The following is a 24,895-nucleotide window of genomic DNA, read 5'->3' as shown; positions in this document are numbered from 1 at the left end:
TTTTCGGCCGACAGCCCGAACGCAATATTACTTTAACCTTCTCCGGCGGCCTCGCCTTAAACGTGTGGCCGCTGAAGGCACAAAACATCCCTGCCCGTAACAGCCACGTTACGGCCCAAATCCGTCGAGTGCTTGAAAAAACGGAAGCGCTAGGCTCCGTAACAAATGGCGCAAACTTATCGCCCTGCCGACGTGGCAGTTAAGACCGAGCCTCTGCAGGTGATGTCCGCGCCCTCTGTTGGAAGCCATTTAGGCAGGATCAAAAGGCAATATCAACGATGAATTTTACGCAAAATTAAGAAGCGGCCATTGACTCCGCCCGCCCCTTTCGGGCGTCACACCAGCGTCAAAAAAGAATCGCTTTTGAATCAAGGAGATTCCCCGTTCGGGCTATTTTGACACGCATGGAAAGAAAAAAAATAAAAATCTTCTTGACTCCCCCCTGGTCCCGGAAGCGTGGGGCAGAGTCGCGCAATGCAGAAGCATCCTAGCGCAAGTCTTTGTTTTTAAACGCTTTTTCCTGTCATGGCGCTGACACGAAACAGTCGTGAGGTTAACCATACGGGGGCTGATCGGCGGAATCGAAAAAGCCCGGTAAAATTACCGGGCTAATCATAACGAGGAGGTCGTTAATGGAAGATTACGCGGTCGCGGTGACCGAAAGCGCCTTCACACGAGCGGCCAGACGCGAGACCTTGCGCGAGGCCGTGTTGGCGTGCAGCACGCCCTTGCTGGCGGCGCGGGCAAGCTCGGGCTGAGCAGCCAGGAAAGCTTCCTTCGCCTTGACGGCGTCACCGGATGCGATGGCCTCTTCGACCTGGCGAACGAAAGTACGAACGCGCGAGCGACGAGCCTTATTGACGTCGGTACGGCGGGCGATCTTGCGGGTCGCTTTTTTCGCCGAAGTTGTATTGGCCATGGATGCCTCTCTCAAGAATTCGAACAAACTCCGCCATTACCGCGGGCCTTGCGGCCACAAAATCCAGCAATGCGGGAGCAATCGCGGAAAACCAGACCGGCTTTCCGAACCGTGGGCGGGCATATAACTCTAAAGCCGGCCCACGTCAACGCGGATTTTCAAGCTTTGCCGCGGGAACCGCCGAAAAGCCTTCAACGGTGCGTAAAAGCCGGTTTGCGCTTCTCGACGAAGGCCGCCATGCCTTCTTTCTGGTCGTCGGTGGCAAAGAGGCTGTGAAACAGCCGGCGCTCGAAACGCAAGCCCTCCTCCAGCGTCGTCTCGAATGCGCGACTGACCGCCTCCTTGGCCATCAGGACCGAGGGCCGCGACAGCGAGGCGATCTTTTCGGCTGCGGCAAAAGCCTCTTCCAGCAGACGCTCGGGCGCCACCACACGCGAAACGAGTCCCGATCGTTCCGCCTCGGCTGCATCCATCATCCGGCCGGTCAGGATCAGATCCATCGCCTTCGCCTTGCCGACGGCGCGCGTCAGCCGCTGCGAGCCGCCCATGCCGGGAATGACGCCCAGGGTGATTTCCGGCTGGCCGAACTTCGCCGTTTCCGAGGCGATGATGAAATCGCACATCATGGCGAGCTCGCAGCCGCCGCCGAGGGCAAAACCGCTGACCGCGGCGATGACAGGCTTGCGCGCCTTGGCGACATCATCCCAGCCGCTGATGAAATCACTCTTATAGATATCGGCAAATTGAAGCGCCTGCATCTCCTTGATATCGGCGCCGGCGGCAAAGGCGCGCTCGGAACCGGTGAGCACGATCGCGCCGACCGTCTCGTCGGCGTGGAAGCCGGCATAGGCCTGCTTCAACTCCTTGAGCACGGTGGAATTCAGGGCGTTCAGCGCCTGCGGCCGGTTCAGCGTGACGAGGCCGACATTGCCTCGGGTTTCGACGATCAGGGTCTCATAGGCCATGCTGTTCTCCCGGGTTTCTCACTCTTATTTCTGGCAGGTGGCGCAATAGAAGGTGGAGCGGCCCGCCTGGACGATACGGGTGACCGTACCGCCGCAGCCGGGCGTGCGGCAAGCCTGACCTTCGCGATCATAGACGGAGAAGGAATGCTGGAAGTAGCCGAGCGATCCGTCGGTCTGGATATGGTCGCGTAGCGACGATCCGCCGGCGGCGATCGCATCGGCGATAACGTCGCGGATCGCGGCGACGAGCAGGTCGAGCTGCGCCTTCGGCCGGCCCCCTGCCGTCACCAGCGTGCCGGCGGCGCGGATCGGCGAAAGATGCGAGCGCCACAGTGCCTCGCAGACATATATATTGCCGAGACCGGCAATGTTTTTCTGGTCAAGCAGCGCGCTTTTCAGCGGCTGCGCCTTGTCGCGGAAACGTTCGGCGAGATAGGTGGCGCCAAGCTCGTTTCCCGTCGGCTCCGGGCCGAGATCGCGGAAGAACGGATGGGCGGCGAGATCGGCCCGCCCCACCATATCCATGAAGCCGAACCGGCGCGGATCGTTGTAGACGACGCGGCGCGGGCCGCCCGAACCTTCGAGATGAAAGACGACGTGATCGTGCTTCTCGTCCTTCGCACGGGCATGGTGGAATTCGCCTGGTATGGCGGAGGCTGCACCCTCCTCGATGCGAAAGGAGCCGGACATGCCGAGATGGGAAATCAGCGTGTTGCCGTCGTCGAGATCGACCAGCAGATATTTGGCGCGACGGCCGAGACCGATAATGGTGCGGCCGGAAACCCTGTCGGCGAAAGCATCGGGAAAGGGAAAGCGCAGATCGCCGCGGCGCAGCTCCAGCCTGGTGACGCGAGCCCCCTCCATCGCCGGCGTCAGGCCGCGTTTCACCGTTTCGACTTCTGGCAATTCCGGCATCTTAACCCATCTATATCTAACGTGTTTCAACCGACGGCGATGTGCGCTATAGCGCCAAGGTGCCGCGGAGAGCGCGGCCCAGTGATAACGTCGCGCGCCGTCTTTCGCTATGGCCGCCGCGCCCGAATCTTAAGGAATGGAGCAGTCTGATGTCAGAAAGCCGCACCTCCGCCGACGGCGGCATGGAGACCTCCTATGGCTTCCGCGAGGTGTCGGACGGCGAGAAGCAGGGCCTGGTCAACCAGGTGTTCCACAAGGTCGCCAAGCGCTACGACATCATGAACGACGTCATGTCGATGGGCATGCACCGCGCCTGGAAGGATGCGATGATCTCGGCGCTGAACCCGCGCAAGGAACCGGGCTACAAGGTGCTCGACGTTGCCGGCGGCACCGGCGACATCGCCTTCCGCATCGTCGAGGCCTCGGGCAGACAGGCGCATGCCACCGTGCTCGACATCAACGGCTCGATGCTCGGCGTCGGCGCCGAGCGGGCTGAGAAGAAGAAGCTTTCCGGCAATCTCACCTTCGTCGAGGCGAATGCCGAGGAACTGCCCTTCGAGGCAGGCAGCTTCGATGCCTATACGATCGCCTTCGGCATCCGCAACGTGCCGAGGATCGACGTAGCGCTGTCTGAGGCCTATCGCGTCTTGAAGCGCGGCGGGCGGCTGCTGGTGCTGGAATTTTCCGAAGTCGACATGCCGCTTCTCGACAAGATCTACGATGCCTGGTCGTTCAATGCCATTCCGCAATTCGGCAAGGCGATCACCGGCGATGCCGAACCCTATCAATATTTGGTGGAATCGATCCGCAAGTTCCCGAACCAGGAGAATTTTGCGGCAATGATCCGCCAGGCCGGCTTTTCGCGCGTCACCTACACCAATTACACCGGCGGCATTGCCGCACTCCACTCCGGCTGGAAGCTCTGAGGGATGAGGGTGGAGAAATTGGTCGCGGCTTCGCAAGCAGGCAAACCTGCATGAGCACTTTCGGAGCTTATTTCCGCCTCTGGCGCGTCGGCTGGGTGCTCGTGCGTGAGGGCGTCGTGTCGGCGCTTCCGTCCGAAGGCTTGCCGCCGCCGATCGCGCTTGCCAAATCCTTCGTCACGGTTTTCGAGCGAAGCAAGGCGCGGCATCAGAAGCGCAGCGACCGGTTGGCCCAGGCTGTCGAGCGGCTCGGTCCCTCCTATGTGAAGATCGGGCAGTTCCTGGCGACGCGGCCGGATGTCGTCGGCGTCGAATTCGCCAACGACCTGTCGCAGCTTCAGGACCGCATGGCCTTCTTTCCCTCGGCAGCCGCCAAGGCCAATATCGAAGGCTCGCTCGGACGGCCGATCGGCGAGCTCTATGCGAGCTTCGGCGATCCGATCGCCGCCGCCTCGATCGCGCAGGTGCATCCGGCCGAGGTCGATAGCGCCGAGGGCCGGAAGAAAGTCGCCGTCAAGATCGTGCGGCCCGGCGTGCGCCAGCGCTTTGCCCATGACATCGAGGCGATGTATCTCGTTGCCCATATGCAGGAGCGTTTCCTGGCGTCCAGCCGGCGGCTGCGCCCGGTCGAGGTGACGAAGACGCTGGAGCAGACAACCAAGGTGGAGATGGATCTTCGCCTGGAGGCAGCCGCCCTTTCCGAGATCGCCGAGAATACCGAAAAGGATCCCGGCTTCCGCGTGCCGAAAGTCGACTGGGAGCGCACCGGGCGCGACGTCATCACCATGGAGTGGATCGACGGCACGAGGATGTCCGATGTCGAGGGCCTGCGCGCGGCCGGCCACGATCTCAACCTGCTTGCCGATACGCTGATCCAGTCGTTCCTGCGCCACACGCTGCGCGACGGCTTCTTCCATGCCGACATGCATCCGGGCAACCTCTTCGTCGATGCGGACGGGATGATCGTCGCCGTCGACATGGGCATCGTCGGGCGGCTGGGCAAGAAGGAGCGGCGGTTCCTCGCCGAAATCCTCTATGGCTTCATCACCCGTGACTATATCCGCGTCGCCGAGGTGCATTTCGAGGCCGGCTATGTGCCCGGCCACCACAATGTCGAGAGCTTCGCCCAGGCGATCCGGGCGATCGGCGAGCCGATCCATGGACAGCCGGCCGAGACGATCTCGATGGGCAAGCTGCTGACATTGCTGTTCGAAGTGACCGAACTCTTCGACATGGCGACGCGGCCGGAGCTAGTGATGCTGCAGAAGACCATGGTCGTGGTCGAAGGCGTGTCGCGCATGCTCAATCCGCGCTTCAACATGTGGAAGGCATCCGAGCCCGTCGTCGGTGACTGGATCCGCACCAATCTCGGGCCGAAGCGGATCGCCACGGATCTCAAGGATGGGCTGAAGGCGGCGGTAAAGCTCGCCGAAGCCGTGCCCGAAATCGCAGCGAAGACCGAAAAATTCCACCATCAGCTTCTGCATATGAGCGAGCACGGGCTGCGCTTCGACGCTGAGACGGCGGAGGCGATCGGCAAGGCCGAAGCGCGGTACAACCGCTCGGCCAGGATCGCGCTTTGGATCATCGCATTGACGCTTGTCTATATTGCCTGGATGCTGAGCTGACCGCCTGCCAAAAACATGCTGTGTTCGGCATTTGGGATATCCCATGTGACGGAGTGCTCGCTTAGTCTGAGATTCAGAGCATGATACCGAAAAGTGTGAGCGGTTTTCGGGCGACGTCATGCTCTGACTCTTTAATTTAGAACAGGATTCAGATTTTAAGCCGATCCGGCCTAGAATCATCCTGTTCTGGGGAGATAGGCACATGAAGCACGAACGCCTTGGCATCGAACTTTCCGGACAACCGCTCGGTTTTGCCGAGATGGTGACGATTGGTGCGGGCAAGGCTAAGATTTCGGCTTCGGCGACAGGCATGGCCCGCATCGCGATCGCCCGCGAGATCGTCGAGGATGCGATTGCCTCCGGCATGCCCGTTTACGGCTCGACGACCGGCGTCGGCGCCATGAAGGATGTGGAGTGGTCGGCCGACGAACTCGACACCTTCAATCTCGGCCTGGTGCGCGCCCATCATTTCGGCACCGGCACCCCCTTTTCCTGCAATATTGTGCGCAATGCCATGGCGATCCGTATCAACACGGCGCTGACCGGGCAGGTCGGCTGCACGCCGGAGCTGATCCAGGCCTATATCAGGATGCTCGAGGCCGATCTCATCCCGGTCGTACGCCGCACCGGCTCGATCGGCTGTGCGGATATCGGCCTGATGGGGCAGATCGGCGCGGTGCTGACCGGCGTCGGCGAAGCGATCTATCGCGGCAACCGGATGCAGGCGGCCGAGGCCTTCCGGGCCGCCGGGCTGGAACCAATGCGGATGGCGCCACGCGACAGCCTCGCCTCGCTCAGCATCAATGCGGTGAGCTTTGCCTCGGCGGCGGAAACGACGCGCAATGCTGCTGCCTCGATCCGCGTCCTGCTGGCAACGGCGATGATGGCGGCCGGCGCGCTCGGCGCGTCCCGCGATCCCTGGAAGGCGGTCCGGCATGTCGGAACGGCGCGCGAAGCGCTGATCGGCGCCTGGCTTTGCAATGCCTCCGACGAATGGAACTGGCCCGTCGCAACACATGTGCAGGATCCGCTCAGCCTGCGCATGATCGCCCAGGTGTTCGGCGCGGTGATCGAAAACCTTTTATCGACCGGCCACAAGATCCTTGCGGCCACCGGGCGCTCGGACGACAATCCCGTCGTCGTCGAAGGCCGGGTGATGACGTCGGGCGGTTCTCTGCCGCTCGATGTGACGATCCTGCTCGAATCGGCCGCGCTCTGCATGGCGCATGCGGCGCGCAACGCCTTCAACCGCTGCGTCATTCTCGGCAACGGCCAGCGGCGCGATCTGCCGGTCAATCTGGTGCCGCCGGGGCGGATCGCCACCGGTTTCGGGCCGATCATCAAACTTGCCGGCGAGATCTTCTCGCGCGTGCTGTCGATGTCGAATCCCGTGTCGGCCCAGTCGCTGGTCGTCGCGGCGGGTCTTGAGGACGAGGCCGCCTTCCTGCCGCTCGTCATCGAACGCTTCGATCGGCAGATGCGGGCGCTGAAGCGCCTCGCAGCCCTCGAGGCGCTGCTGTCGGCCCAGGCGATCGACATTCTCGGCGATGAACCGAAGGGCGTCGCCGCCATGCTCTACGCGGTCGTGCGCAAACATGCCGAATTCTATACCGTGGACCGGCCGCTTTCGGCGGAGGTGGAGGCGATCGAGGAAGAGCTCGGCTCGGACGAGTTCCTCTCGAAGCTGATCGAGCAGGTGCCAATCGCCTCCTTCGACGACTTCTTCGCGCTCGGCTCGCTGCAGCGTATCGAAGAGCGGCTGCCCAGCCAGGAGCCGGCAATAGTCTGATTGAGCTTAGGGAGAAGCGGCATGGATTTCGATCTCGTTCTGCAGGGCACGGTGGTGCTGCCGGACCGCATTCTCGAGCAGGGCTATGTCGCCGTGCGCGACGGTGAGATCGCCGAGGTCGGCCTCGGGGCGCCGCCGGCGGCGCGCGAACGGCATCTGCTCGGCAAAGCGCTGATCCTGCCCGGTGCGATCGACGCGCAGGTGCATTCGCTTTCGCAGAAGGACCAGGAGGATTTCATCTGGTCGACGCGCTCGGCGGCGGCAGGAGGCGTGACTGTCATCGTCGACATGCCCTATGACGAGGGCGATCTCGTCTGCTCAGCAGCGGCGGTGAAGCGGAAGATCGACCATGCCGGTCCGCAGGCGCGCGTCGACTTTGCGCTTTACGGCACCATCGATCCGGAAGAAGGCCCGGCGCGGATCCGCGAAATGGTGGAGGCAGGTGTCGCCGCCTTCAAATTCTCGACCTTCGGCACCGACCCCAAGCGCTTTCCGCGCATTCCGCCGGCTCTGCTCGACGCCTGTTTTGCGGCAATTGCGCCGACGGGGCTGACGGCGGGCGTGCACAATGAGGACGACGAGGCGGTGCGCAGCTACATCGAGCAGGTGAAGGCAAGCGGCATCAGCGACTGGCGGGCGCACGGCCTGTCGCGGCCGCCGATCACCGAGTTGCTGGCGATGCACACGATCTTCGAGACGGGTGCTGCCACCCACTGCCCGGCGCATGTGGTGCACTGCTCGCTCGGGCGCGGCTACGATATCGCGCGCTCCTATCGCCGCGACGGTTTTGCGGCGACGGTCGAATGCTGCATCCACTACCTGACGCTCGACGAGGAAAACGACGTGAAGCGCCTCGGCGGCAAGGCGAAGATCAATCCGCCGGTGCGGCCGCGCGCCGAGGTGGAGAGGCTCTGGAGGAAGGTGGCGGAGGGCGATGTCTGGCTGGTCTCGACCGATCACGTCAGCTGGTCGGAAAACCGCAAAACCAATCCCGACATGCTCGCCAACGCCTCCGGTGTTCCCGGCCTTGAAGTGATGGTGCCGCTTTTCGTCAAAGGTGCCATCGAGCGCGGCATTCCGCTGACATGGGCCGCCAGGCTGATGGCGGAGAACCCGGCGAAACATTTCCGGCTCGACCATATCAAGGGCGCGCTGACGCCTGGCAAGGATGCCGATATCGTCGTGCTGGAGCCGCGCGATAGCGTCTATGACGCCGCAGCGAGCGGCAACAACGTCGTCGGCTGGAGCCCCTATAACGGCATCCGCCTGCCCTGGACCGTCTCGGCCACTTACCTGCGTGGCGAAAAGATCGCCGAGGGTGCGAAGGTGCTGGCCGAGCCCGGTACCGGGCGCTTCGTGCGGCCGTTGCCGCGCCAAGTCATTGCGGAAGCTGAAGCATGAGCCGCAATCTTCCCGTCAATGCCGACCGGATCGCTGCAGATATCGAGGCGCTGGCCGGGATTACCGAGCCGGGGCATCCCTGGACGCGGCGAGCCTTCTCTCCCCTCTTTCTCGACGGCCGGGCCTATATCGAAGCGCGGATGAAGGCGGCGGGACTGGAAACGCGGATCGATGCCGCCGGCAATCTGATCGGCCGGCGGACAGGCCGAAAACCGTGGCTCGGCACGATCATGATCGGCTCGCATTCCGACACCGTGCCGGACGGCGGCCGCTTTGACGGCATCGCCGGGGTGATCTCGGCGCTGGAGGTGGCGCGCGCATTGACCGACCAGGGTCTGGAGCTCGACCACGATCTCGAAGTCGTCGATTTCCTGGCGGAGGAGGTCAGCATCTTCGGCGTCTCCTGCATCGGCAGCCGCGGCATGACCGGCCAATTGCCGGAGGCCTGGCTTTCGCGCGCCAGCGACGGACGCGATCTGGCCGAAGGCATCGCTGAGGTCGGCGGCAGACCGGATGTGCTGATGCAGCAAAACAGGCCCGATATAGCAGGCTTTCTCGAGCTCCATATCGAACAAGGCCCGGTGCTCGAAGCCGAAAAAGAGGATATCGGCATCGTCACCGCGATCTCCGGCATCACTCGGATCGAGATCACCGTCGAGGGCCGGGCCGACCATGCCGGCACGACGCCGATGGACCGGCGGGCCGACGCCCTGGTGGCGGCTTCGCAGCTGGTGCTCGATATCCGCAATGCCGCCGCCGAGCTTGCCAAAACGCCGGGGCATTTTGCCGCGACGGTCGGCGAATTCCGCATCGAGCCGAATGCCGCCAATGTCGTGCCGTCGAACGTAGTGCTGCTGATCGACGGGCGCGCTGAGATCCGTGCCGATATGGAGGCTTTCTGCCGCTGGCTCGACGGCCACGTCGAAAAGCTGGCGACGGCCAACAGCGTGACGATCAAGGCGCCGAACCGGGTTTCCGACAATCTGCCGACACCCGGCGATGCCGGGCTGCTTTCGACCTTGGAGGCCGCCTGCGACCGTGTCGGCGCCAAACATCGGCGCATGGCCTCCGGCGCGGGGCACGATACGGCCTGGATCGCCAAGGTGGCGCCGGCGGCGATGATCTTCGTGCCGTGCCGGGACGGCCGCAGCCATTCGGCCGACGAGTGGGCCGAGAATAACGATATCGCGCTCGGCGCCGCCGTGCTTTTCGAAGCGGTGCGCGAGATGGACAAGAGCTTGAATCAGGAGAAGGCGAATGGGACGCATACTCGTTGAGAAGGACGTGGAAGCTGCCGTCAAGGGCGGCTCGGTCTATGCCGCCGGCGGCGGCGGCTGGGCCGATCACGGACGGATGCTCGGACTTGCCGCCGTCAATATCGGCAAGCCGGAGCTGGTGTCGATCGACGAGCTGAAGGATGAGGATTGGATCGCGACCGCAGCCGCGATCGGCGCGCCGGCTTCGACCACGCCCTGGGAAATGCAGGGCATCGACTATGTGAAGGCGGTGCAATTGCTGCAGGAGGCGCTGGGCGAGAAACTATCCGGGCTGATCATCGGCCAGAACGGCAAATCCTCGACGCTGAACGGCTGGCTGCCATCGGCGATCCTCGGCACCAAGGTGGTCGATGCGGTCGGCGATATCCGCGCACATCCGACAGGCGACATGGGCTCGATCGGCATGGCCGGTTCGCCCGAACAAATGATCCAGACCGCGGTCGGCGGCAACCGGGCGGAGAACCGTTATATCGAACTGGTCGTGAAAGGGGCGACGGCGAAGATCTCGCCGGTGCTGCGCGCCGCCGCCGATCAATCCGGCGGCTTCATCGCCAGCTGCCGCAATCCGCTCCGGGCCTCCTATGTCCGCAGCCATGCCGCACTCGGCGGCATCTCGATGGCGCTTGCGCTCGGCGAGGCGATCATCGCGGCGGAGAAGCGCGGCGGATCAGCCGTCATCGACGCGATCTGCAAGACGACGGGCGGCCATATCCTTGCCGAGGGCATCATTACCCGCAAGGACGTCGTCTACACCAAGGAAGCCTTCGACATCGGCACGATCACAGTCGGCTCGGGCGGAACATCGGTGACGCTGCATGTGATGAACGAATATATGGCGGTGGACGACGCGGATGGTGAGCGACTTGCCACCTTCCCTGCCGTCATCACCACGCTTTCGCCGGAGGGCGAGCCGCTCAGCGTCGGCCAGCTTCAGGAGGGCATGCATGTCTTCATCCTGCATGTGCCGATGGATATCATTCCGCTTTCGGCAAGCGTGCTCGATCCGAGCGTCTATCCCGTCGTCGAAAAGGCGATGGGGATCGAGATCGCCCGCTATGCGCTGGCGGCGAGGGCCTGAGTCATGGCGCGCGACCGGGGTCTCGAAGAACTGCTGCGCGAGGAACTCGGCGATCGGCCGGGCCTTGCCGAGAAATCCATGTTCGGCGGCTGGGCCTTCATGCTGAACGGCAACCTCCTCTGCGGTGCGCGCCATGACGGCATGCTGGTCCGTCTCGGCAAGGGCAATGACGGCTGGGCGCTGGCATTGCCTGATGTGATCCAGATGCTGTCGGGCGAGCGAGTGATGCATGGCTGGGTGCGAGGCGGTGCCGAGGTTTACGGCGACGATGCCCTGAGACGGCGTCTGCTCGATGCGGCGCTCGCCTATGTGGGATCGCTGCCCAGCAAATAACGAACGAAGGCAGAGCAAAACGAGGAACCCACGATGCCGAAGGCCAATCCACGTCATCCGAAATTTCCGATTCCCGGCGGGCCGGAACTGCGCGCCAAGGGCTGGCGGCAGGAGGCGCTGCTGCGGCTGCTCGAAAACGTGCTGTCCGTCGGCGAGGATCCCGACAATCTGATCGTCTACGCCGCGCTTGGCAAGGCGGCCCGCAACTGGGCGGCGCACAGGGGCATCGTCAAGGCGCTGATCGAGATGGAAGAGGACCAGACGCTGCTCATCCAGTCCGGCAAGCCGATCGGCCTCGTTCGAACCCATGCCAAGGCGCCGCTGGTGATCATGGCCAACTGCAATATCGTCGGGCAATGGGCAAAGGCCGAAGTGTTCTACGAGCTGCAGCGCAAGGGGCTGATCTGCTGGGGCGGGCTGACGGCCGGCGCCTGGCAATATATCGGCAGCCAGGGCGTCATCCAGGGTACCTATGAGATCTTCATGCGCATCGCCGAGCGGCGCTTCGGCGGCGATCTCCTCGGCCGCTTCGTGCTGACGGCCGGCCTCGGCGGCATGGGCGGAGCGCAGCCGCTTGCCGGCCGCATGGCAGGGGCTGCGATCCTCTGTGTCGACATCGATCCGGAGCGTGCCCGCAAGCGCCAGCAGATCGGCTATCTCCAGGAAATCGCCCCCGATCTCGACACCGCCCTTCAGATGATCGATGCAGCGGTGAAGGACAAACGGGCGCTTTCCGTCGGCCTCGTCGGCAATGCTGCGGAAGTCTATCCTGAGATCGCCCGCCGCGGCATCGTGCCCGACATCGTCACCGACCAGACCTCGGCGCATGACCTCGTCTATGGCTACGTGCCGAAGGGCATGAGCCTCGAGCAGGTCAAGGGCCTGCGCGACGACGGCCAGGGGCAGTTGATGGCGGCAAGCCGCGCCTCGATCGTAGACCATGTGACGGCGATGCTGGAGTTTCAGAAGCGTGGCTCGGAAGTCTTCGACAACGGCAACCTGATCCGCACGCAGGCCAAAGAGGGCGGCGTTGCCAATGCCTTCGACATTCCGATTTTCACCGAAGCCTATCTCAGGCCGCTGTTTGCCCGGGCGATCGGCCCGTTCCGCTGGATGGCGCTATCTGGCGAGGAGAGCGATATCGCCCGGATCGACGATCTGCTGCTTGAGATGTTCCCTGATAACAAGATCATCACCAACTGGATCCGGCTGGCGCGCGAGCATGTGCCCTTCGAAGGGCTACCGGCGCGCATCGCCTGGCTCGGCCACGGCGAACGCACCGCACTCGCCCGGCGCGTCAATGCGCTGGTTGCGAGCGGCGAACTCAAAGGCCCGGTCGCCTTCTCCCGCGACCATCTCGACGCCGGCGCCATGGCGCATCCGAATATCATGACCGAGGGGATGAAGGACGGCTCCGACGCGATCGCCGACTGGCCGCTGATCGATGCGATGATGCTCTGCTCGTCGATGGCGGATCTCGTCGTCATCCATTCCGGCGGCGGCGGCTATGCCGGCTACATGACGAGCTGCGGCGTCACCGTCGTCGCCGACGGCACGGATGCCGCCGACGAACGGCTCGACCATGCGCTGACCAACGATACGGCGCTTGGCGTCATGCGTTACGCCGATGCCGGTTACGAGGAGGCACTAGATGAGGTGGCGAAGAAGGACGTGCCCTATATCCGGCTTGGTTGATGTGCGGGAGGCGGACGTCAGGCAATCAGATTGGAGACTTCGAGGAGGTTGCCGTCGGGGTCCCTGAAATAGACCGAGCGCAGACGTCCGGTCGCGCCGGTGCGTTCGACCGGGCCTTCTTCGATGGCGATGCCTGAGGCCTGCAGATGGGCGATGACATCGGCAAGCTGTGTCTCGGCGATGAAGCAGAGGTCGCCGGAGCCGGGTGTGGGTTGCCTTGCCTTGGGATCGAATTCGTGGGCGGCCTGATGCAGGTTGATCTTCTGCCCGCCGAATTTCAGCGCCTTGCGGCCTTCTGCAAAGGTTTCGACCGACATGCCGAGGATGCGGGAATAGAAATCGCAGCTGATGGCGATATCGGCGACGGTCAGCACGAGATGATCGAGGCGGTCTATGCGGATCATGCTTTTCTCCTCGCGAGGTGCTGGGCAAAACAAGCGGAGACAAAGGCAAGCGCCAGCAGGACGAGCGTGAAGATAACGACGGCGGCCCAGCCTTCAACCGCGAAGAACCAGCCGCCCGCCGAACCCATGAGGCTGGAGCCGACATAATAGGCGAGCATATAGAGTGACGAGGCGTGACCTTTGGTGCCATGCGCCAATCTGCCGACAAGGCCGCTGGCGATGGAATGGCTCATGAAGAAACCGGTCGTCAGCACGATGATACCGAGGATAATCGTCGGCAGCGAGGCGAAGAGTGTCAGCGCGCTGCCCACGGCAGTCAGCGCGAGACCGAAAAGAAGCACGGAAAAGTGGCCGATCCGGTCTCCGAGCAGGCCGCCGATCGAGGAGGCGCCGATGCCGAAGAGATAGACGGTGAAGATCAGGCCGAGTTCGGTCTGGTTGAGGCCGTAAGGCGGCGCCACCAGGCGGAAACCGGCATAATTATAGATCGTCACGAAGGAGCCCATCGCCAGGAAGGCGATGGCGAAGAGGAAGGGCAGCGCCGGATTGCTGAGATGGCCGAGCCAGGCTTTTGCATGAAAGCGCGGATCGAAGCCCGGCCGGCGGACGAAATTGCGTGACGGCGGCAGCAGGGCGATGAAGCCGATTGCGGCGGCAAGGCCGATGGCGCCGATGAGAAAGAGCGCCGGGCGCCAGGTGAGATATTCGGCGAAGATGCCCGTCAGCACCCGGCCGGACATGCCGCCGAAGGCCGTGCCGCCGACATAGAGGCCCATGGTGGCGCCGAGGCCGCGCGGATCGATTTCCTCGGCGAGATAGGCCATGGCGACGGCCGGCACGCCACCGAGAACGAGACCCTGCAGGGCGCGGATGACGAGCAGCAGGTGCCAATTCGGAGCAAAAGCGGTGGCAATGGTCAGCAATGCCGCCCCGACCAGCGATATCGACATCAGGCTGCGGCGGCCAAGGCCTTCCGAGACGGCGGCGGCACAGACGATGGCGACCGCCAGGAAACCGGTGGAGAGCGAGAGGGACAGTGAACTTTCGGCCGGGCTGACGGAAAATTGCTGCGAAAAGATCGGCAGCAGCGGCTGGACGCAATAGAGCAGCGAGAAGGTGGAAAAGCCGGAAAGGAAGAGCGCCACGCTGGCGCGGCGATAGGCGCCGGTGCCACGGGTCAGGTAGTGCTTCTGCCCTGGGATCGCGGCTGTTTCGGCGGTCTTCATTGCATGTACTGACGTTGGCATATCTCATCCTTCCAGCCTCCGATCTAGTCAACGCCACGCCATTTGTCCAATATATGACACTGTCGATTCCGATAGGTTTTGGAGATGGCGATGGAGCTGCGGCATTTGAGATATTTCCTGGCAGTGGCGGAGGAAGGAAATTTCACCCGTGCCGCCGGCAAGCTCGGCATCGGGCAGCCGCCGCTCAGCCAGCAGATCCGCGACCTGGAGAGGGAGGTGGGTGCGGCGCTGTTTCACCGCGTGCCGCACGGCGCCGAATTGACGGCGGCGGGTACAGCCTTCCTCGGCGAGGCAAAGGCTTCGTTGGCGGCTGCGGAAAAGGCGAAGCTTGCGGCGCAAAGCGCCAATCGCGGCGAGACCGGCCGGCTGTCGCTCGGCTTCACAGCCTCCTCCGCCTTCAATCCCGTGGTCAGCACGTCGATCCGACGGTTTCGCGCGCGCTGGCCGGAGGTGCAACTGTCGCTGACGGAAATGAATACGCTGGCGCTGATGCAGAAGCTGGAAGCCGGCGAGCTCGACGCCACCTTCATGCGCCCCAGCCTCGACGATCCCACGGGCATAAGACTGCGGCGGCTGTCGGATGAGCCGATGGTGATCGCCCTGCCGGCCAGCCATCCCTTGGCACGGCATAGCAAGCTGCCGCTCGCGGCGTTGGCAGACGAACCCTTCATCCTCTTTCCGCGACTCGTGGGCTTGAGCCTCTACGACGATGTCGTGCTCGCCTGCCGCAAGGCGGGATTCGAGCTGACCGTGGCGCAAGAAGCGCCGCAGATTTCCTCGGTCGTCAATCTGGTGGCGGCCGATCTCGGCGTCTCGATCGTGCCGGCTTCGATTTCGCAGATCAAGCTCGAAGGCGTGGCCTACCGGCCGATCGAAGGGCCGCCGGCCGTGGCGCGCCTGGCGCTGGCAATCCTGAAAACACACTGCTCGCCGGTCACCGAGAACTTGATCAGCGTGCTGAGCTCTTGAATCAGCCCATCGGATCCCAATAAGGCGGATCGCCGAAGCTCTTCTTCAGGTGATCGGCGATGGCGCGGAGCTTGGCAGAGGGATTTCGGCCCTCGGGATGGGCCATGTAGATGAATTCGGCCTCCGGCCTGTGGCCGACATCGATTTCGGCAAGCCGGCCCTCGCGAATGGCCGGGCCGGCGATGAAGGCCGGCAGCAGCGCGATGCCGAGGCCGGCAATGGCGGCGTCGCGGAGCATGTCGCCATTGTTGATGCCAAGCGCCAGTTTCGCGCGAACGACGACCGCTCCCTCCGGCGTCTGGAAGCGCCAGTCGGCAACGCCGCGATTGGTGTAGAAGATGCCGCGATGGCTGTTGAGATCATCAAGTGACGACGGCATCCCCTCGCGGGCGAGATAATCCGGCGAGGCGCAGAGAAGACGGCGGCTGCGGGTGAGCTTCCAGGCGACCAGCCTGTTATCGGCGATCGGGCCGTTGCGAATGATGGCGTCATAGCCGTCCGAAGCGGCATCGACGCGCCGGTCATCGATATCGAGCGTCAGTTCGATCTCGGGATGGTCGGCAAGAAAGGGATAGAGCGCCGGGCCGAGATGCATGCGGCCGAAGGTGACCGGCGCGGCGATGCGGATCGGGCCGGACAGTGTTCCGCGCCGCTCGGCCATATCGGCGGCGGCTTCCTCGATCTCGCGCACGATGCGCGCGGCGCGCTCCAGGAAGACCGCACCATCCTCCGTCAAAGTGAGCTTGCGCGTCGTTCGGTGCAGCAGCAGGCCGCCCAGCGACTTCTCCAGTTCCGCCAACCTTTCGCTGACCACGGATTTGGAGAGGCGCAGGCGTCTGGCGGCCTCGCTGACCGAGCCCGCCTCGACCACGGCGACGAAAGCCGCAATACCTTCGATCCTGATCATCGTTCGGTTTTTCCGAATTCGAGTTCCACGATCTGGAGACTAATCCGAACGAAAGGAAAATGCCATCTTCCATCCAACGAAAGGGGCGGCAGGGGCCGCCTCACCTCAAATCCAGGAGATGAAATCATGAACCGCTTGAACAACAAGGTCGCGATCGTCACCGGCGCAAGCTCCGGCATCGGCCGCGCGACGGCAAAGCTCTTCGCCGCCGAAGGCGCCAAGGTCGTCGTCGGCGCCCGCCGCCAGGGCGAACTCGACAGCCTCGTCGCGGAGATCAAGGCAGAGGGCGGCGACGCCATCGCCATTGCCGGCGACGTGCGCTCGGAAGATTATCACAAGGCGCTGGTCGCCGCCGCCGTGACGAATTACGGCAAGCTCGACATCGCCTTCAACAATGCCGGCACGCTCGGCGAAGCCGGTGCGAGCACCGCTGTTTCCGAAGCAGGCTTCAGCGAGGCACTGGCAATCAATCTGACGGCCTCCTTCCTCGCCGCCAAGCACCAGATCGAGGCGATGGTGGAAAATGGCGGCGGCTCGGTGATCTTCACCTCGACCTTCGTCGGCTACAGCTTCGCCTTTCCCGGCGTTGCCGCCTATGCCGCCAGCAAATCCGGGCTGATCGGCCTGACGCAGGCGCTTGCCGCCGAATTCGGCCAGCAGGGCGTGCGCGTCAATGCCATCCTGCCGGGTGCGGTCGATACAGACATGTATCGGGACATGAACGATACACCTGAGAAGCAGGCCTTCGTCACCAATCTGCATGCGCTGAAGCGTGTCGCAACACCCGAAGAACTCGCTCGCTCGGTCCTCTATCTCGCCTCCGACGATGCGAGCTTCGTCACCGGCACGGCGTCGTTGGTCGACGGCGGCGCTTCGATTACCCGCACCTGACGAAGGCGGGCGATCCCTCCCATTGACCAACAACGGGGCTGCGGCCCAATATCCATCGAAGGAGCTTCATCATGTCACGTCTTCAGAACAAGACAGCCCTCATTACCGGCGGCACCAGCGGCATCGGCATCGAAACCGCCCGCCAATTCATCGCCGAAGGCGCCCGTGTCGTCGTTACCGGCAGCAGCGCGGCAAGCGTCGAGGCGGCCCGCGCCGAACTCGGCGACAAAGCCACCGTCATCCAGGCCGATGCCGGCAATGCGGCCGGCCAGAAGGCCGTGGCCGACACGGTGAAAGAGGCTTTCGGCACGCTCGACATTCTCTTCGTCAATGCCGGTGTCGCCGAATTCGGGCCGCTGGAACAATGGAGCGAAGCCGCCTTCGACAAGTCGGTCGCGATCAACGTCAAGGGGCCGTTTTTCCTGATCCAGTCGCTGCTGCCGATCTTTTCGAAGCAGGCTGCGATTGTGCTCAATACCTCCATCAACGCCCATATCGGCATGCCGAACTCCAGCGTCTATTCCCTGACGAAGGGTGCGTTGCTGACGCTTGCCAAGACCCTGTCGGGCGAACTCATCGGCCGCGGCATCCGTGTCAACGCCGTCAGCCCGGGGCCGATCGCCACGCCGCTCTACAGCAAGCTCGGGGCGTCGGAAGCCGATTCCAAGGCGATGACCGCGCAGATCCAGTCCCAGATCCCCGTCGGTCGTTTCGGGAGCCCCAGCGAAGTCGCGAAGACGATCATCTTTCTCGCCTCCGACGAGGCCGCCTATATCGTCGGCAGCGAACTGATCATCGACGGCGGGATGAGCAACCTCTGAACCCACGAAAATGGCGGGCTGACGTCATGAACGGGGCGGCACCCGCCGGCTGCGGCCGATGCGTGCCGTCCCTGCGATTGCATGTTCTGCGCCAAAGGCTTAGGGTCGGGACCAGTCAAAAAGGCGACGGGTAGAAAAGCCATGGCTCTCAGCGGCAAACGCATCCTCCTCATCATCTCCGGCGGTATCGCCTGCTATAAGAGCCTGGATCTGATCCGCCGGCTGCGCGAGCGGGGCGCGAGCGTGCGCCCTGTGATGACCAAGGGCGCGCAGGAATTCGTCACGCCGCTGGCCGTCGGTGCGCTGGCGGCGGACCACGTCTTCCTCGACCTGTTTTCGCGGCAGGACGAACAGGATGTCGGCCATATCAGGCTGGCGCGCGACTGCGACCTCGTGCTGATCGCCCCTGCCACGGCCGACCTGATGGCGAAGATGGCGAACGGGCTTGCCGACGATCTCGCTTCGACCGTGCTGCTGGCAACCAACAGGCCGGTGCTTGCCGCACCGGCGATGAATCCGGCCATGTGGGCGCATCCGGCGACCCGGCGCAATGCCGCGATGCTGAGGGCCGACGGCATCCGCTTCGTCGGGCCGATGGCCGGCGAGATGGCGGAGAGCCGGGAGGCCGGGCTCGGCCGGATGGCGGAACCGCTGGAGATCGTCGCGGCGGCCGAAACCCTGCTCGACGAAGGAGAAACGCCGCTCAAGGGACGCAAGGCGATCGTCACATCGGGACCGACCCATGAGCCGATCGATCCGGTGCGCTACATCGCCAACCGCTCCTCCGGCCGGCAGGGCCACGCGATTGCCGCAGCCCTTGCCAAGCTCGGAGCCGAGGTGACACTGGTTTCAGGGCCGGTGACGATCGCCGATCCGGTCGGCGTCAACGTCATCCACGTCGAGCGGGCCGAGGAAATGCGCGATGCCGTGCTGGCGGCGCTGCCGGCCGACATCGCCGTGATGGTCGCAGCGGTGGCGGACTGGCGCGTCGCCTCGGCCGCCGACCAGAAGCTGAAGAAACATCCGGGCGAATCCATTCCGACGCTGGCGCTGACCGAGAATCCGGACATCCTGAAAACCGTCGGCCATCACACGATGCGGCCGAAGCTGGTGATCGGCTTTGCCGCCGAGACGCAGGATGTGGAAAACAATGCCAAGGCGAAGCTCGAACGGAAGGGCGCCGACATGATCGTCGCCAATGACGTTTCTCCAGCGACCGGCATCATGGGCGGCAGCCGCAACAGCGTCAAACTCGTCCGTCACGACGGTGTCGAGCAATGGCCGGATCTTGCCAAGGAAGAGGTTGCCGAAAGGCTGGCCGCCCTGATCGCCAGGCAGCTTAGCTGATCGCGAGCGGGCTCAGCTGGACGCGAGCGTTCAGGCAGAAACAGCCACAGGCTGCAGCCTGGCGGCGCCGCGCTTCTCCGGCCGGAAATCGGCGACGTCGATGCCGTTTTTGCCGACGGTGACGGCGCTGCCGTCCGGAATCTCCGCCCAGGCATCGCCATCGTCGTTCAGCGGCTCGGAGACGAGGCAATAGCCGGCTCCGACCGGTGAGGCATAGAGCGTCGGCGCCTTGCGATCGGTGGCATAACGGATCGCATAAAGCGTGTTACCGTCGGAGAAGGCGGCGGTAAAGCGCAGCAGGATCGAGCCGATGACGCTGCCGGCCAGATCCTCGACGACACCGATCATTTCAGCCATCGCGGCGATCGGCGCCTCACGCAGGCCGAACTGCAGCGCCAGCAGGAACATCAGCTCGGAATCGGTGGTGCCGCCGCGGGCATTGAACAGCTCGTCGTCAAGCAGCGCCTCCATCGGCCGGCGCAGGCGCTCGAAGCCTGCGATCTGGCCGTTATGCATGAAGGACCAGGTGCCATGGGTGAAGGGATGGCAGTTGTCGCGGCGCGTGCCGCCGCCTGTGGCAGCACGGACATGGGCGAGAAAGAGCGGCGAACGGATCTGCCGTGCCAGGCTCTTCAGATTGCAATCCGACCAGGCCGGGAGGATATCGCGGTAACGGCCGGGCTCGGGCCTGTCGCCATACCAGGCGATGCCAAAGCCATCGCCATTCGTCGCCGTCTTGGCGCGGGTGGCGCAATGGGACTGCTCGATCAGCGAATGGGCGGGCGAGGATACCAGCTCCTCGAGATAGAGAGGGTCTCCGCGATAGGCTGCCCAGCGACACATGGCTTTCCTGCTCCGAAACCCGCCGCCGCACCGGCGGGCATGCTCTAAATTGTCTGATGTCACGGCTAATAACAGCTTAACGCGCGGCCGGTTTGCAAGGGCAAGATGACCGTTTCGTGGCGCAAAACATCTTCAAATTCGGCGACCAGCTGTGTTCTCTCGTGAACACCTGCGTTCCGCAAAGACAGCGCATACGTGCATTTCTGCTTGCATCTCAAAAGAATCAGCCTAACTTTAAGCCATCAGCAACAGAACGAAAGGAAGGTGATCCAATGTCTAATGAGATTTCGGACCTCGTAACGGGCATGGGAGAGGTGATGAAAGCGAGGCAGCCCTCGCACTAATCCCCGCCTTCCTGGGGCTGCATCGACAGTCCAGGCCAGTTTGAGGCCAAACTCATGGAAAAGGGTCGCCGAGGCGGCCCTTTTTTATTGCCTTGACGCGATCGCATTGACGGAGGAGCGAAATCCCATTACTCATAAAGTCATCAGATGACTTTATGAGTAATGGGATGCGCGCCCTCAGCAAGACCAATCTCGCCGATGAAGCAATCGAAGCGATCCGCGGCGACATTCTCGGCAAACGCTGGGCGGTCGGCGAGAAATTGCCGAACGAAGCCTCGCTGTCGGCGATGCTCTCCGTCAGCCGCGGCACGGTGCGCGAGGCGGTGCGGGTTCTGGTCTCCCAGGGTTATCTCGAGACACGGCAGGGGTCTGGAACCTATGTGCGCTCGACCAGCGATGCCGGCCGGCCGCTGACGATGGCGCGGCGCGCCAGCCTGCGCGACCAGTTCGAAGCGCGCCTGGCGCTCGACGTCGAAGCGGCCCGGCTGACGGCAGTCCGCAAGACGCCGGCGACCATTGCCGGGCTTCGCCGGCTGCTTGCCGAACGCGGCAGTTACGATGGCGTCGATCAGGCGGCCTTCATCGAGCGCGACCTCGCCTTCCACAAAGCCGTCATCGCCGCTTCCGGCAACCGGGCGATGATCGAGATCTACGATTTCTTCTCGGCCTCGATCGCCGACACCATCGCCGCGACGCTCGGCACGGATATTCCGGAACCCGATATGCAGGCGCATGCCGCTATCGTCGACGCCATCGAAACCGGCGATCCCGACCGGGCGGATGCGGCGGTGCGTCGCTTCATGGCGCCGGTTCTTGCCGCCCTCGACCGGATGATCCTGTCATGACCATGCCCGCCACCGATGCCCACGCACTCGACGCCGCCGACGAACTGCTTGTAGACGCCGAGGCCGGCAGCCTTCCTCCGCCGCAAGCAACACCGGTGCGGGGTTCCGCAGATCGTTTTCTGCTCGGCGCGAGCCTGGTGCTGATCGCCTTCAACCTGCGACCGGTGTTCTCAAGCGCCTCGGCGCTGCTGCCGGAAATCCGCATTGAACTGGGGCTGAGCGCGCTGGGCGCCAGCCTGCTCACCACCCTTCCCGTCGTCTGCCTCGGCGCCTTTTCGCCGCTTGCGCCTCGCCTTGCCCAGCGCCTCGGCACTGAGCGCACGCTGCTCGGCGTTATCCTGCTTCTGGCGCTCGGCACGGCTTTACGCGGACTTTCCTCCGTGCCGCTGCTCTTCATCGGCACCGCGCTCGCCGGCGCCTGCATCGCCATCGGCAACGTGTTGCTGCCGGGGCTGGTGAAGCGGGACTTCGCCGGCCGCGCCGCACTGATGACCGGCTTTTACACGATGGCGTTCTGCGCCGGTGCGGCAAGTGCCGCCGGGCTGACGCTGCCGATCGAGCACGCACTCGGCGGCTCCCTTGCCGGCGCCCTCGCCATCTGGGCGTTGCCGGCGCTTGCCGTCGGTCTCATCTGGCTGCCCCAGGTTCTTCGCACCGGCGGCCAGGCGAGACGAAACGGCTTCCACGTCAAAGGCCTCTGGCGCGACCGACTCGCCTGGCAGGTGACGCTGTTCATGGGGCTGCAATCGGCCCTTGCCTATTGCATCTTCGGCTGGCTGGTTCCGATCCTGCGCGAACGTGGGCTCGACGGCGTTACATCAGGGGCGATCGTGTCGCTATCGGTGATGGTGCAGGCGGCATCCTGCCTTGTTGTGCCGCATATCGCGGTGCGCGGCCGCGACCAACGGCTGATCAATGCCAGCCTCTGCGGCGTCGCCGTCACCGCCCTGCTCGGCCTGCTGTTTGCGCCGCTGTCGACGGTCTGGTTATGGGCGGTGCTGCAGGGCGTCGGCCAGGGTGGGCTGATCGCCGCGGCGATGACGACGATCGTGCTGCGCTCGCGCGATCCCGAGGTCGCCGCCCATCTTTCCGGCATGGCGCAATGCGTCGGTTACCTCCTGGCCGCCATCGGCCCGCTCATCGTCGGCCTCATCCGCGCCTGGACGGGGAGTTTTTCCTGGTGCGCCGCCCTCTTCGTCGCGCTCGGGCTGGGAGCGGCGATCAACGGCTGGAGGGCTGGCCGAGCGGTCGAAATCAACGTTCACGCTGTGGAGAAGGCCGGCTGAGCCGCTCGTTCACTTGCTCGTTCACTGGCCCATCACCATCTCTTGATGCCCGTCGCCGATCGCGGATGCTACGCTATCTCAAGCTCATATCCCGCACCGCCGGAGAAGACATGTTGCGTTTACATCTACTGTTTCTGCTTGCCGCACTTGCCGGGTCGCTGGCCCCTGCCCTTTCCCCGGCGCAGGAAAGCGGTCACGAGAGGGCCAATGTCGAAAGCGCCGCGCGCGAGGGCGTGCTGAAGCTGCTGCCGGCCGATTCCGTCACCGAGCACGAGTTGACGATCGGCGGCCGGAAGGTCGCCTATACTGCCACCGCCGGCACGCTTGACCTCTTCGGCCAGGATGGAGCGCAGACCGGCGCGATCTTCTATACCGCCTATGTCGCGAAGGACGGCGGCCCGGATCGACCGCTGACCTTCGCCTTCAACGGCGGGCCCGGTGCTGCTTCCGCCTTTCTGCATCTCGGGCTGGTCGGGCCTGCGGTGCTCGACTTCGGACCGCAGGGACGCGACGGCGCCAATGCGAAGCTCGTCGACAACCCGCAAAGCTGGCTCGATTTCACCGACCTGGTGCTGATCGACCCGATCGGCACCGGCTGGAGCCGGACGGCAAAGGCCGACGACGCCTCCAATTATTACAACGTCAATGCGGATGCTGAGAGCATCGCCAAGGCGATCGCCCTCTATGTCGCGCACAACAACCGTTCCAACTCGCCGAAATATCTTCTCGGCGAAAGTTATGGCGGCTTCCGCGCCGCCAAGGTCGCCTCGGCGCTGCAGGAAAGCCAGGGCATCATCGTCGCCGGCGCGGTGATGCTTTCGCCCTTGCTCGAAGGCCAGCTGATGTTCAATGCCGATCAGTTCGCGCTCGGCGCCGCGCTGGAGCTGCCGTCGCTGGCGGCGGCCGAACTCGACCGGCGCAACGTTTTCGACAAAGAGAAGCAGAAGGAGGCCGAGACCTTCGCGCTCGGCGACTATCTGACGACACTCGCCGGGCCGCCGCCGACGGGCGCCGATGCCACGGCCTTCTATGGCAGGATTGCCAGGCTGACGGGCATTCCCGAGGATATCGTCACCCGCAACCGCGGCTTCCCAGGCAATTCCTTCGTCAAACATTCCGACGCCGGCAGCGGCGCGGTGACGAGCCCCTACGACGCCGCCTTTGCCACCCCCGACCCCTATCCGGAATCCGATTACGACCGCGGCGACGACGCCATCCTCGACGGCTTCACCCGCGCCTATGGCGGCGCCTTTGCCGGTTACGCCCGCAACCAGCTCGGCTTCAGGACGGAGATGACCTATTCGCTGCTCGACAGCGATATCAGCCGGCGCTGGGAATGGGGCGGGCGCGGCGGCGGCTCGCGCTTGCAGGCGAGCGCCACCGACGACATCCGGCAGCTGCTCGCCTCGAACCCGGCCTTTCACCTGCTGATCGCGCATGGCTACAGCGACCTGGTGACGCCTTACGGCGTCAGCCGCTACGTGGTCGACCATCTGCCAGCGTCGCTTGCCGGCGGCCGCGTCGGGCTGAAACTTTATCGCGGCGGCCATATGTTCTATACGAAAGCCGATCAGCGGGCCGCCTTCACGGCCGATGCCAAGGCCTTCTACGCCACACGGCCGGCCGCACCGCCGGCGGACTGAGGAATCGCCGATGCATATCACCGGGGGATGCCACTGCGGCGCCATCCGCTACCAGGCGGAGATCGATCCGGAACGGATCTCCATCTGCCATTGCACCGATTGCCAGCGGCTGACAGGTTCCGCCTATCGCGTCACCGCACCGGCGCGGTCGGCCAGTTTCACGCTCACTTCAGGCGCGCCGAAAGCCTATGCGAAATATGGCGACAGCGGCGGTCTCAGCCGGCAATTCTTCTGCCCCAATTGCGGATCGCCGCTTTACCGCACCGATGGCGAAGGCGGCGCGATCGGCATCCGCGTCGGCAGCATCGACCAGCGGCGGGAACTCACGCCTAGGAAACAGATATGGTGCCGGTCGGCTTTAACAGGGGTGGAGAATATCGAGCACCTGCCGCGCTTTGACGGCGAGGACTAAGGAGACGATTGCA

At 64.0% G+C, this 24,895-nt stretch carries 23 protein-coding genes; 16 read left to right on the top strand and 7 right to left on the bottom strand.

What is annotated here, in order from left to right:
* Positions 1–640 precede the first annotated feature (640 nt).
* From rpsT to mutM, 3 genes are all read right to left on the bottom strand, one after another.
* Positions 641–919 carry a 30S ribosomal protein S20 gene (gene rpsT, locus QMO82_RS24875; RefSeq protein ID WP_183605434.1) on the bottom strand — a complete coding sequence of 93 codons (279 nt, stop codon included), beginning with the start codon at positions 917–919 and terminating at the stop codon, positions 641–643.
* A 191-nt stretch (positions 920–1,110) separates the two neighbouring features.
* The gene (locus QMO82_RS24870; RefSeq protein WP_183605433.1) at positions 1,111–1,884 is read right to left on the bottom strand and encodes an enoyl-CoA hydratase; all 774 of its coding nucleotides are present in this window, start codon (positions 1,882–1,884) and stop codon (positions 1,111–1,113) included.
* A gap of 24 nt (positions 1,885–1,908) precedes the next feature.
* A complete protein-coding gene (gene mutM, locus QMO82_RS24865; RefSeq protein WP_183605432.1) occupies positions 1,909–2,799 on the bottom strand; it encodes a bifunctional DNA-formamidopyrimidine glycosylase/DNA-(apurinic or apyrimidinic site) lyase in 891 nt (296 codons plus the stop codon).
* A gap of 149 nt (positions 2,800–2,948) precedes the next feature.
* Between mutM and ubiE the strand changes: the two genes are divergently transcribed.
* The 8 genes from ubiE (at position 2,949) to QMO82_RS24825 (ending at position 12,923) form a co-directional block, all read left to right on the top strand.
* Positions 2,949–3,725, top strand: a complete 777-nt coding sequence (gene ubiE / locus QMO82_RS24860) for a bifunctional demethylmenaquinone methyltransferase/2-methoxy-6-polyprenyl-1,4-benzoquinol methylase UbiE (RefSeq protein ID WP_183605431.1) — start codon at positions 2,949–2,951, stop codon at positions 3,723–3,725.
* Positions 3,726–3,775: 50 nt separating this feature from the next.
* Positions 3,776–5,350, top strand: coding sequence for a 2-polyprenylphenol 6-hydroxylase (gene ubiB / locus QMO82_RS24855; protein WP_183605430.1), 1,575 nt, complete (start codon positions 3,776–3,778; stop codon positions 5,348–5,350).
* Positions 5,351–5,552: 202 nt separating this feature from the next.
* Positions 5,553–7,139, top strand: coding sequence for an aromatic amino acid lyase (locus tag QMO82_RS24850; protein ID WP_183605429.1), 1,587 nt, complete (start codon positions 5,553–5,555; stop codon positions 7,137–7,139).
* 21 nt (positions 7,140–7,160) lie between these two features.
* Positions 7,161–8,540, top strand: coding sequence for a dihydroorotase family protein (locus tag QMO82_RS24845; protein WP_183605428.1), 1,380 nt, complete (start codon positions 7,161–7,163; stop codon positions 8,538–8,540).
* A complete protein-coding gene (locus tag QMO82_RS24840) occupies positions 8,537–9,817 on the top strand; it encodes a Zn-dependent hydrolase (RefSeq protein WP_183605427.1) in 1,281 nt (426 codons plus the stop codon). Before QMO82_RS24845 ends, QMO82_RS24840 begins: the two co-directional genes overlap by 4 nt.
* Positions 9,798–10,895 carry a DUF917 domain-containing protein gene (locus QMO82_RS24835; protein WP_183605426.1) on the top strand — a complete coding sequence of 366 codons (1,098 nt, stop codon included), beginning with the start codon at positions 9,798–9,800 and terminating at the stop codon, positions 10,893–10,895. Before QMO82_RS24840 ends, QMO82_RS24835 begins: the two co-directional genes overlap by 20 nt.
* Before the next feature lie 3 nt (positions 10,896–10,898).
* Positions 10,899–11,228: a TfoX/Sxy family protein gene (locus QMO82_RS24830; protein ID WP_183605425.1), complete on the top strand. Its 330-nt coding sequence runs from the start codon at positions 10,899–10,901 to the stop codon at positions 11,226–11,228.
* Positions 11,229–11,261: 33 nt separating this feature from the next.
* The gene (locus tag QMO82_RS24825) at positions 11,262–12,923 is read left to right on the top strand and encodes a urocanate hydratase (protein WP_183605424.1); all 1,662 of its coding nucleotides are present in this window, start codon (positions 11,262–11,264) and stop codon (positions 12,921–12,923) included.
* A gap of 17 nt (positions 12,924–12,940) precedes the next feature.
* Here QMO82_RS24825 and QMO82_RS24820 read toward each other — a convergent pair whose 3' ends face one another.
* Positions 12,941–13,327 (bottom strand): VOC family protein, encoded by a 387-nt coding sequence (locus QMO82_RS24820; protein ID WP_183605423.1) that lies wholly within the window; start codon positions 13,325–13,327, stop codon positions 12,941–12,943.
* Entirely contained in the window at positions 13,324–14,574 is a 1,251-nt protein-coding gene (locus QMO82_RS24815; RefSeq protein ID WP_183605422.1) for an MFS transporter, read from the bottom strand. Before QMO82_RS24815 ends, QMO82_RS24820 begins: the two co-directional genes overlap by 4 nt.
* A gap of 90 nt (positions 14,575–14,664) precedes the next feature.
* On the opposite strand from QMO82_RS24815, the gene QMO82_RS24810 reads away from it, so the two are divergent.
* The gene (locus QMO82_RS24810) at positions 14,665–15,543 is read left to right on the top strand and encodes a LysR family transcriptional regulator (RefSeq protein ID WP_183605421.1); all 879 of its coding nucleotides are present in this window, start codon (positions 14,665–14,667) and stop codon (positions 15,541–15,543) included.
* Position 15,544: 1 nt separating this feature from the next.
* Here the strand turns inward: QMO82_RS24810 and QMO82_RS24805 are convergent, their stop codons facing one another.
* Entirely contained in the window at positions 15,545–16,450 is a 906-nt protein-coding gene (locus tag QMO82_RS24805) for a LysR family transcriptional regulator (protein ID WP_183605420.1), read from the bottom strand.
* A 126-nt stretch (positions 16,451–16,576) separates the two neighbouring features.
* On the opposite strand from QMO82_RS24805, the gene QMO82_RS24800 reads away from it, so the two are divergent.
* From QMO82_RS24800 to coaBC, 3 genes are all read left to right on the top strand, one after another.
* Positions 16,577–17,341: an SDR family oxidoreductase gene (locus tag QMO82_RS24800; protein WP_183605419.1), complete on the top strand. Its 765-nt coding sequence runs from the start codon at positions 16,577–16,579 to the stop codon at positions 17,339–17,341.
* Positions 17,342–17,412: 71 nt separating this feature from the next.
* Entirely contained in the window at positions 17,413–18,162 is a 750-nt protein-coding gene (locus tag QMO82_RS24795) for an SDR family oxidoreductase (RefSeq protein ID WP_183605418.1), read from the top strand.
* Positions 18,163–18,303: 141 nt separating this feature from the next.
* The gene (coaBC, locus tag QMO82_RS24790; RefSeq protein ID WP_183605417.1) at positions 18,304–19,509 is read left to right on the top strand and encodes a bifunctional phosphopantothenoylcysteine decarboxylase/phosphopantothenate--cysteine ligase CoaBC; all 1,206 of its coding nucleotides are present in this window, start codon (positions 18,304–18,306) and stop codon (positions 19,507–19,509) included.
* 30 nt (positions 19,510–19,539) lie between these two features.
* Here coaBC and QMO82_RS24785 read toward each other — a convergent pair whose 3' ends face one another.
* Complete coding sequence (locus tag QMO82_RS24785; protein WP_183605416.1) at positions 19,540–20,352, bottom strand: class II glutamine amidotransferase; 813 nt, start codon at positions 20,350–20,352, stop codon at positions 19,540–19,542.
* Between the two features lie 511 nt (positions 20,353–20,863).
* Here QMO82_RS24785 and QMO82_RS24780 point away from each other — a divergent pair.
* The 4 genes from QMO82_RS24780 (at position 20,864) to QMO82_RS24765 (ending at position 24,882) form a co-directional block, all read left to right on the top strand.
* Positions 20,864–21,541: a FadR/GntR family transcriptional regulator gene (locus tag QMO82_RS24780; RefSeq protein WP_183605415.1), complete on the top strand. Its 678-nt coding sequence runs from the start codon at positions 20,864–20,866 to the stop codon at positions 21,539–21,541.
* Positions 21,538–22,827 carry an MFS transporter gene (locus QMO82_RS24775; protein ID WP_183605414.1) on the top strand — a complete coding sequence of 430 codons (1,290 nt, stop codon included), beginning with the start codon at positions 21,538–21,540 and terminating at the stop codon, positions 22,825–22,827. Before QMO82_RS24780 ends, QMO82_RS24775 begins: the two co-directional genes overlap by 4 nt.
* A 113-nt stretch (positions 22,828–22,940) precedes the next feature.
* Complete coding sequence (locus QMO82_RS24770; protein WP_183606623.1) at positions 22,941–24,470, top strand: S10 family peptidase; 1,530 nt, start codon at positions 22,941–22,943, stop codon at positions 24,468–24,470.
* A gap of 10 nt (positions 24,471–24,480) precedes the next feature.
* The gene (locus QMO82_RS24765; RefSeq protein ID WP_183605413.1) at positions 24,481–24,882 is read left to right on the top strand and encodes a GFA family protein; all 402 of its coding nucleotides are present in this window, start codon (positions 24,481–24,483) and stop codon (positions 24,880–24,882) included.
* Positions 24,883–24,895 lie beyond the last annotated feature (13 nt).

It is taken from the genome of Rhizobium sp. BT04 (assembly GCF_030053135.1).
GTDB classification, from domain to species: domain Bacteria; phylum Pseudomonadota; class Alphaproteobacteria; order Rhizobiales; family Rhizobiaceae; genus Rhizobium; species Rhizobium binxianense.
The sequence above is the reverse complement of the archived record's forward strand: the minus strand, read 5'-3'. Positions and strand labels throughout refer to the sequence as shown.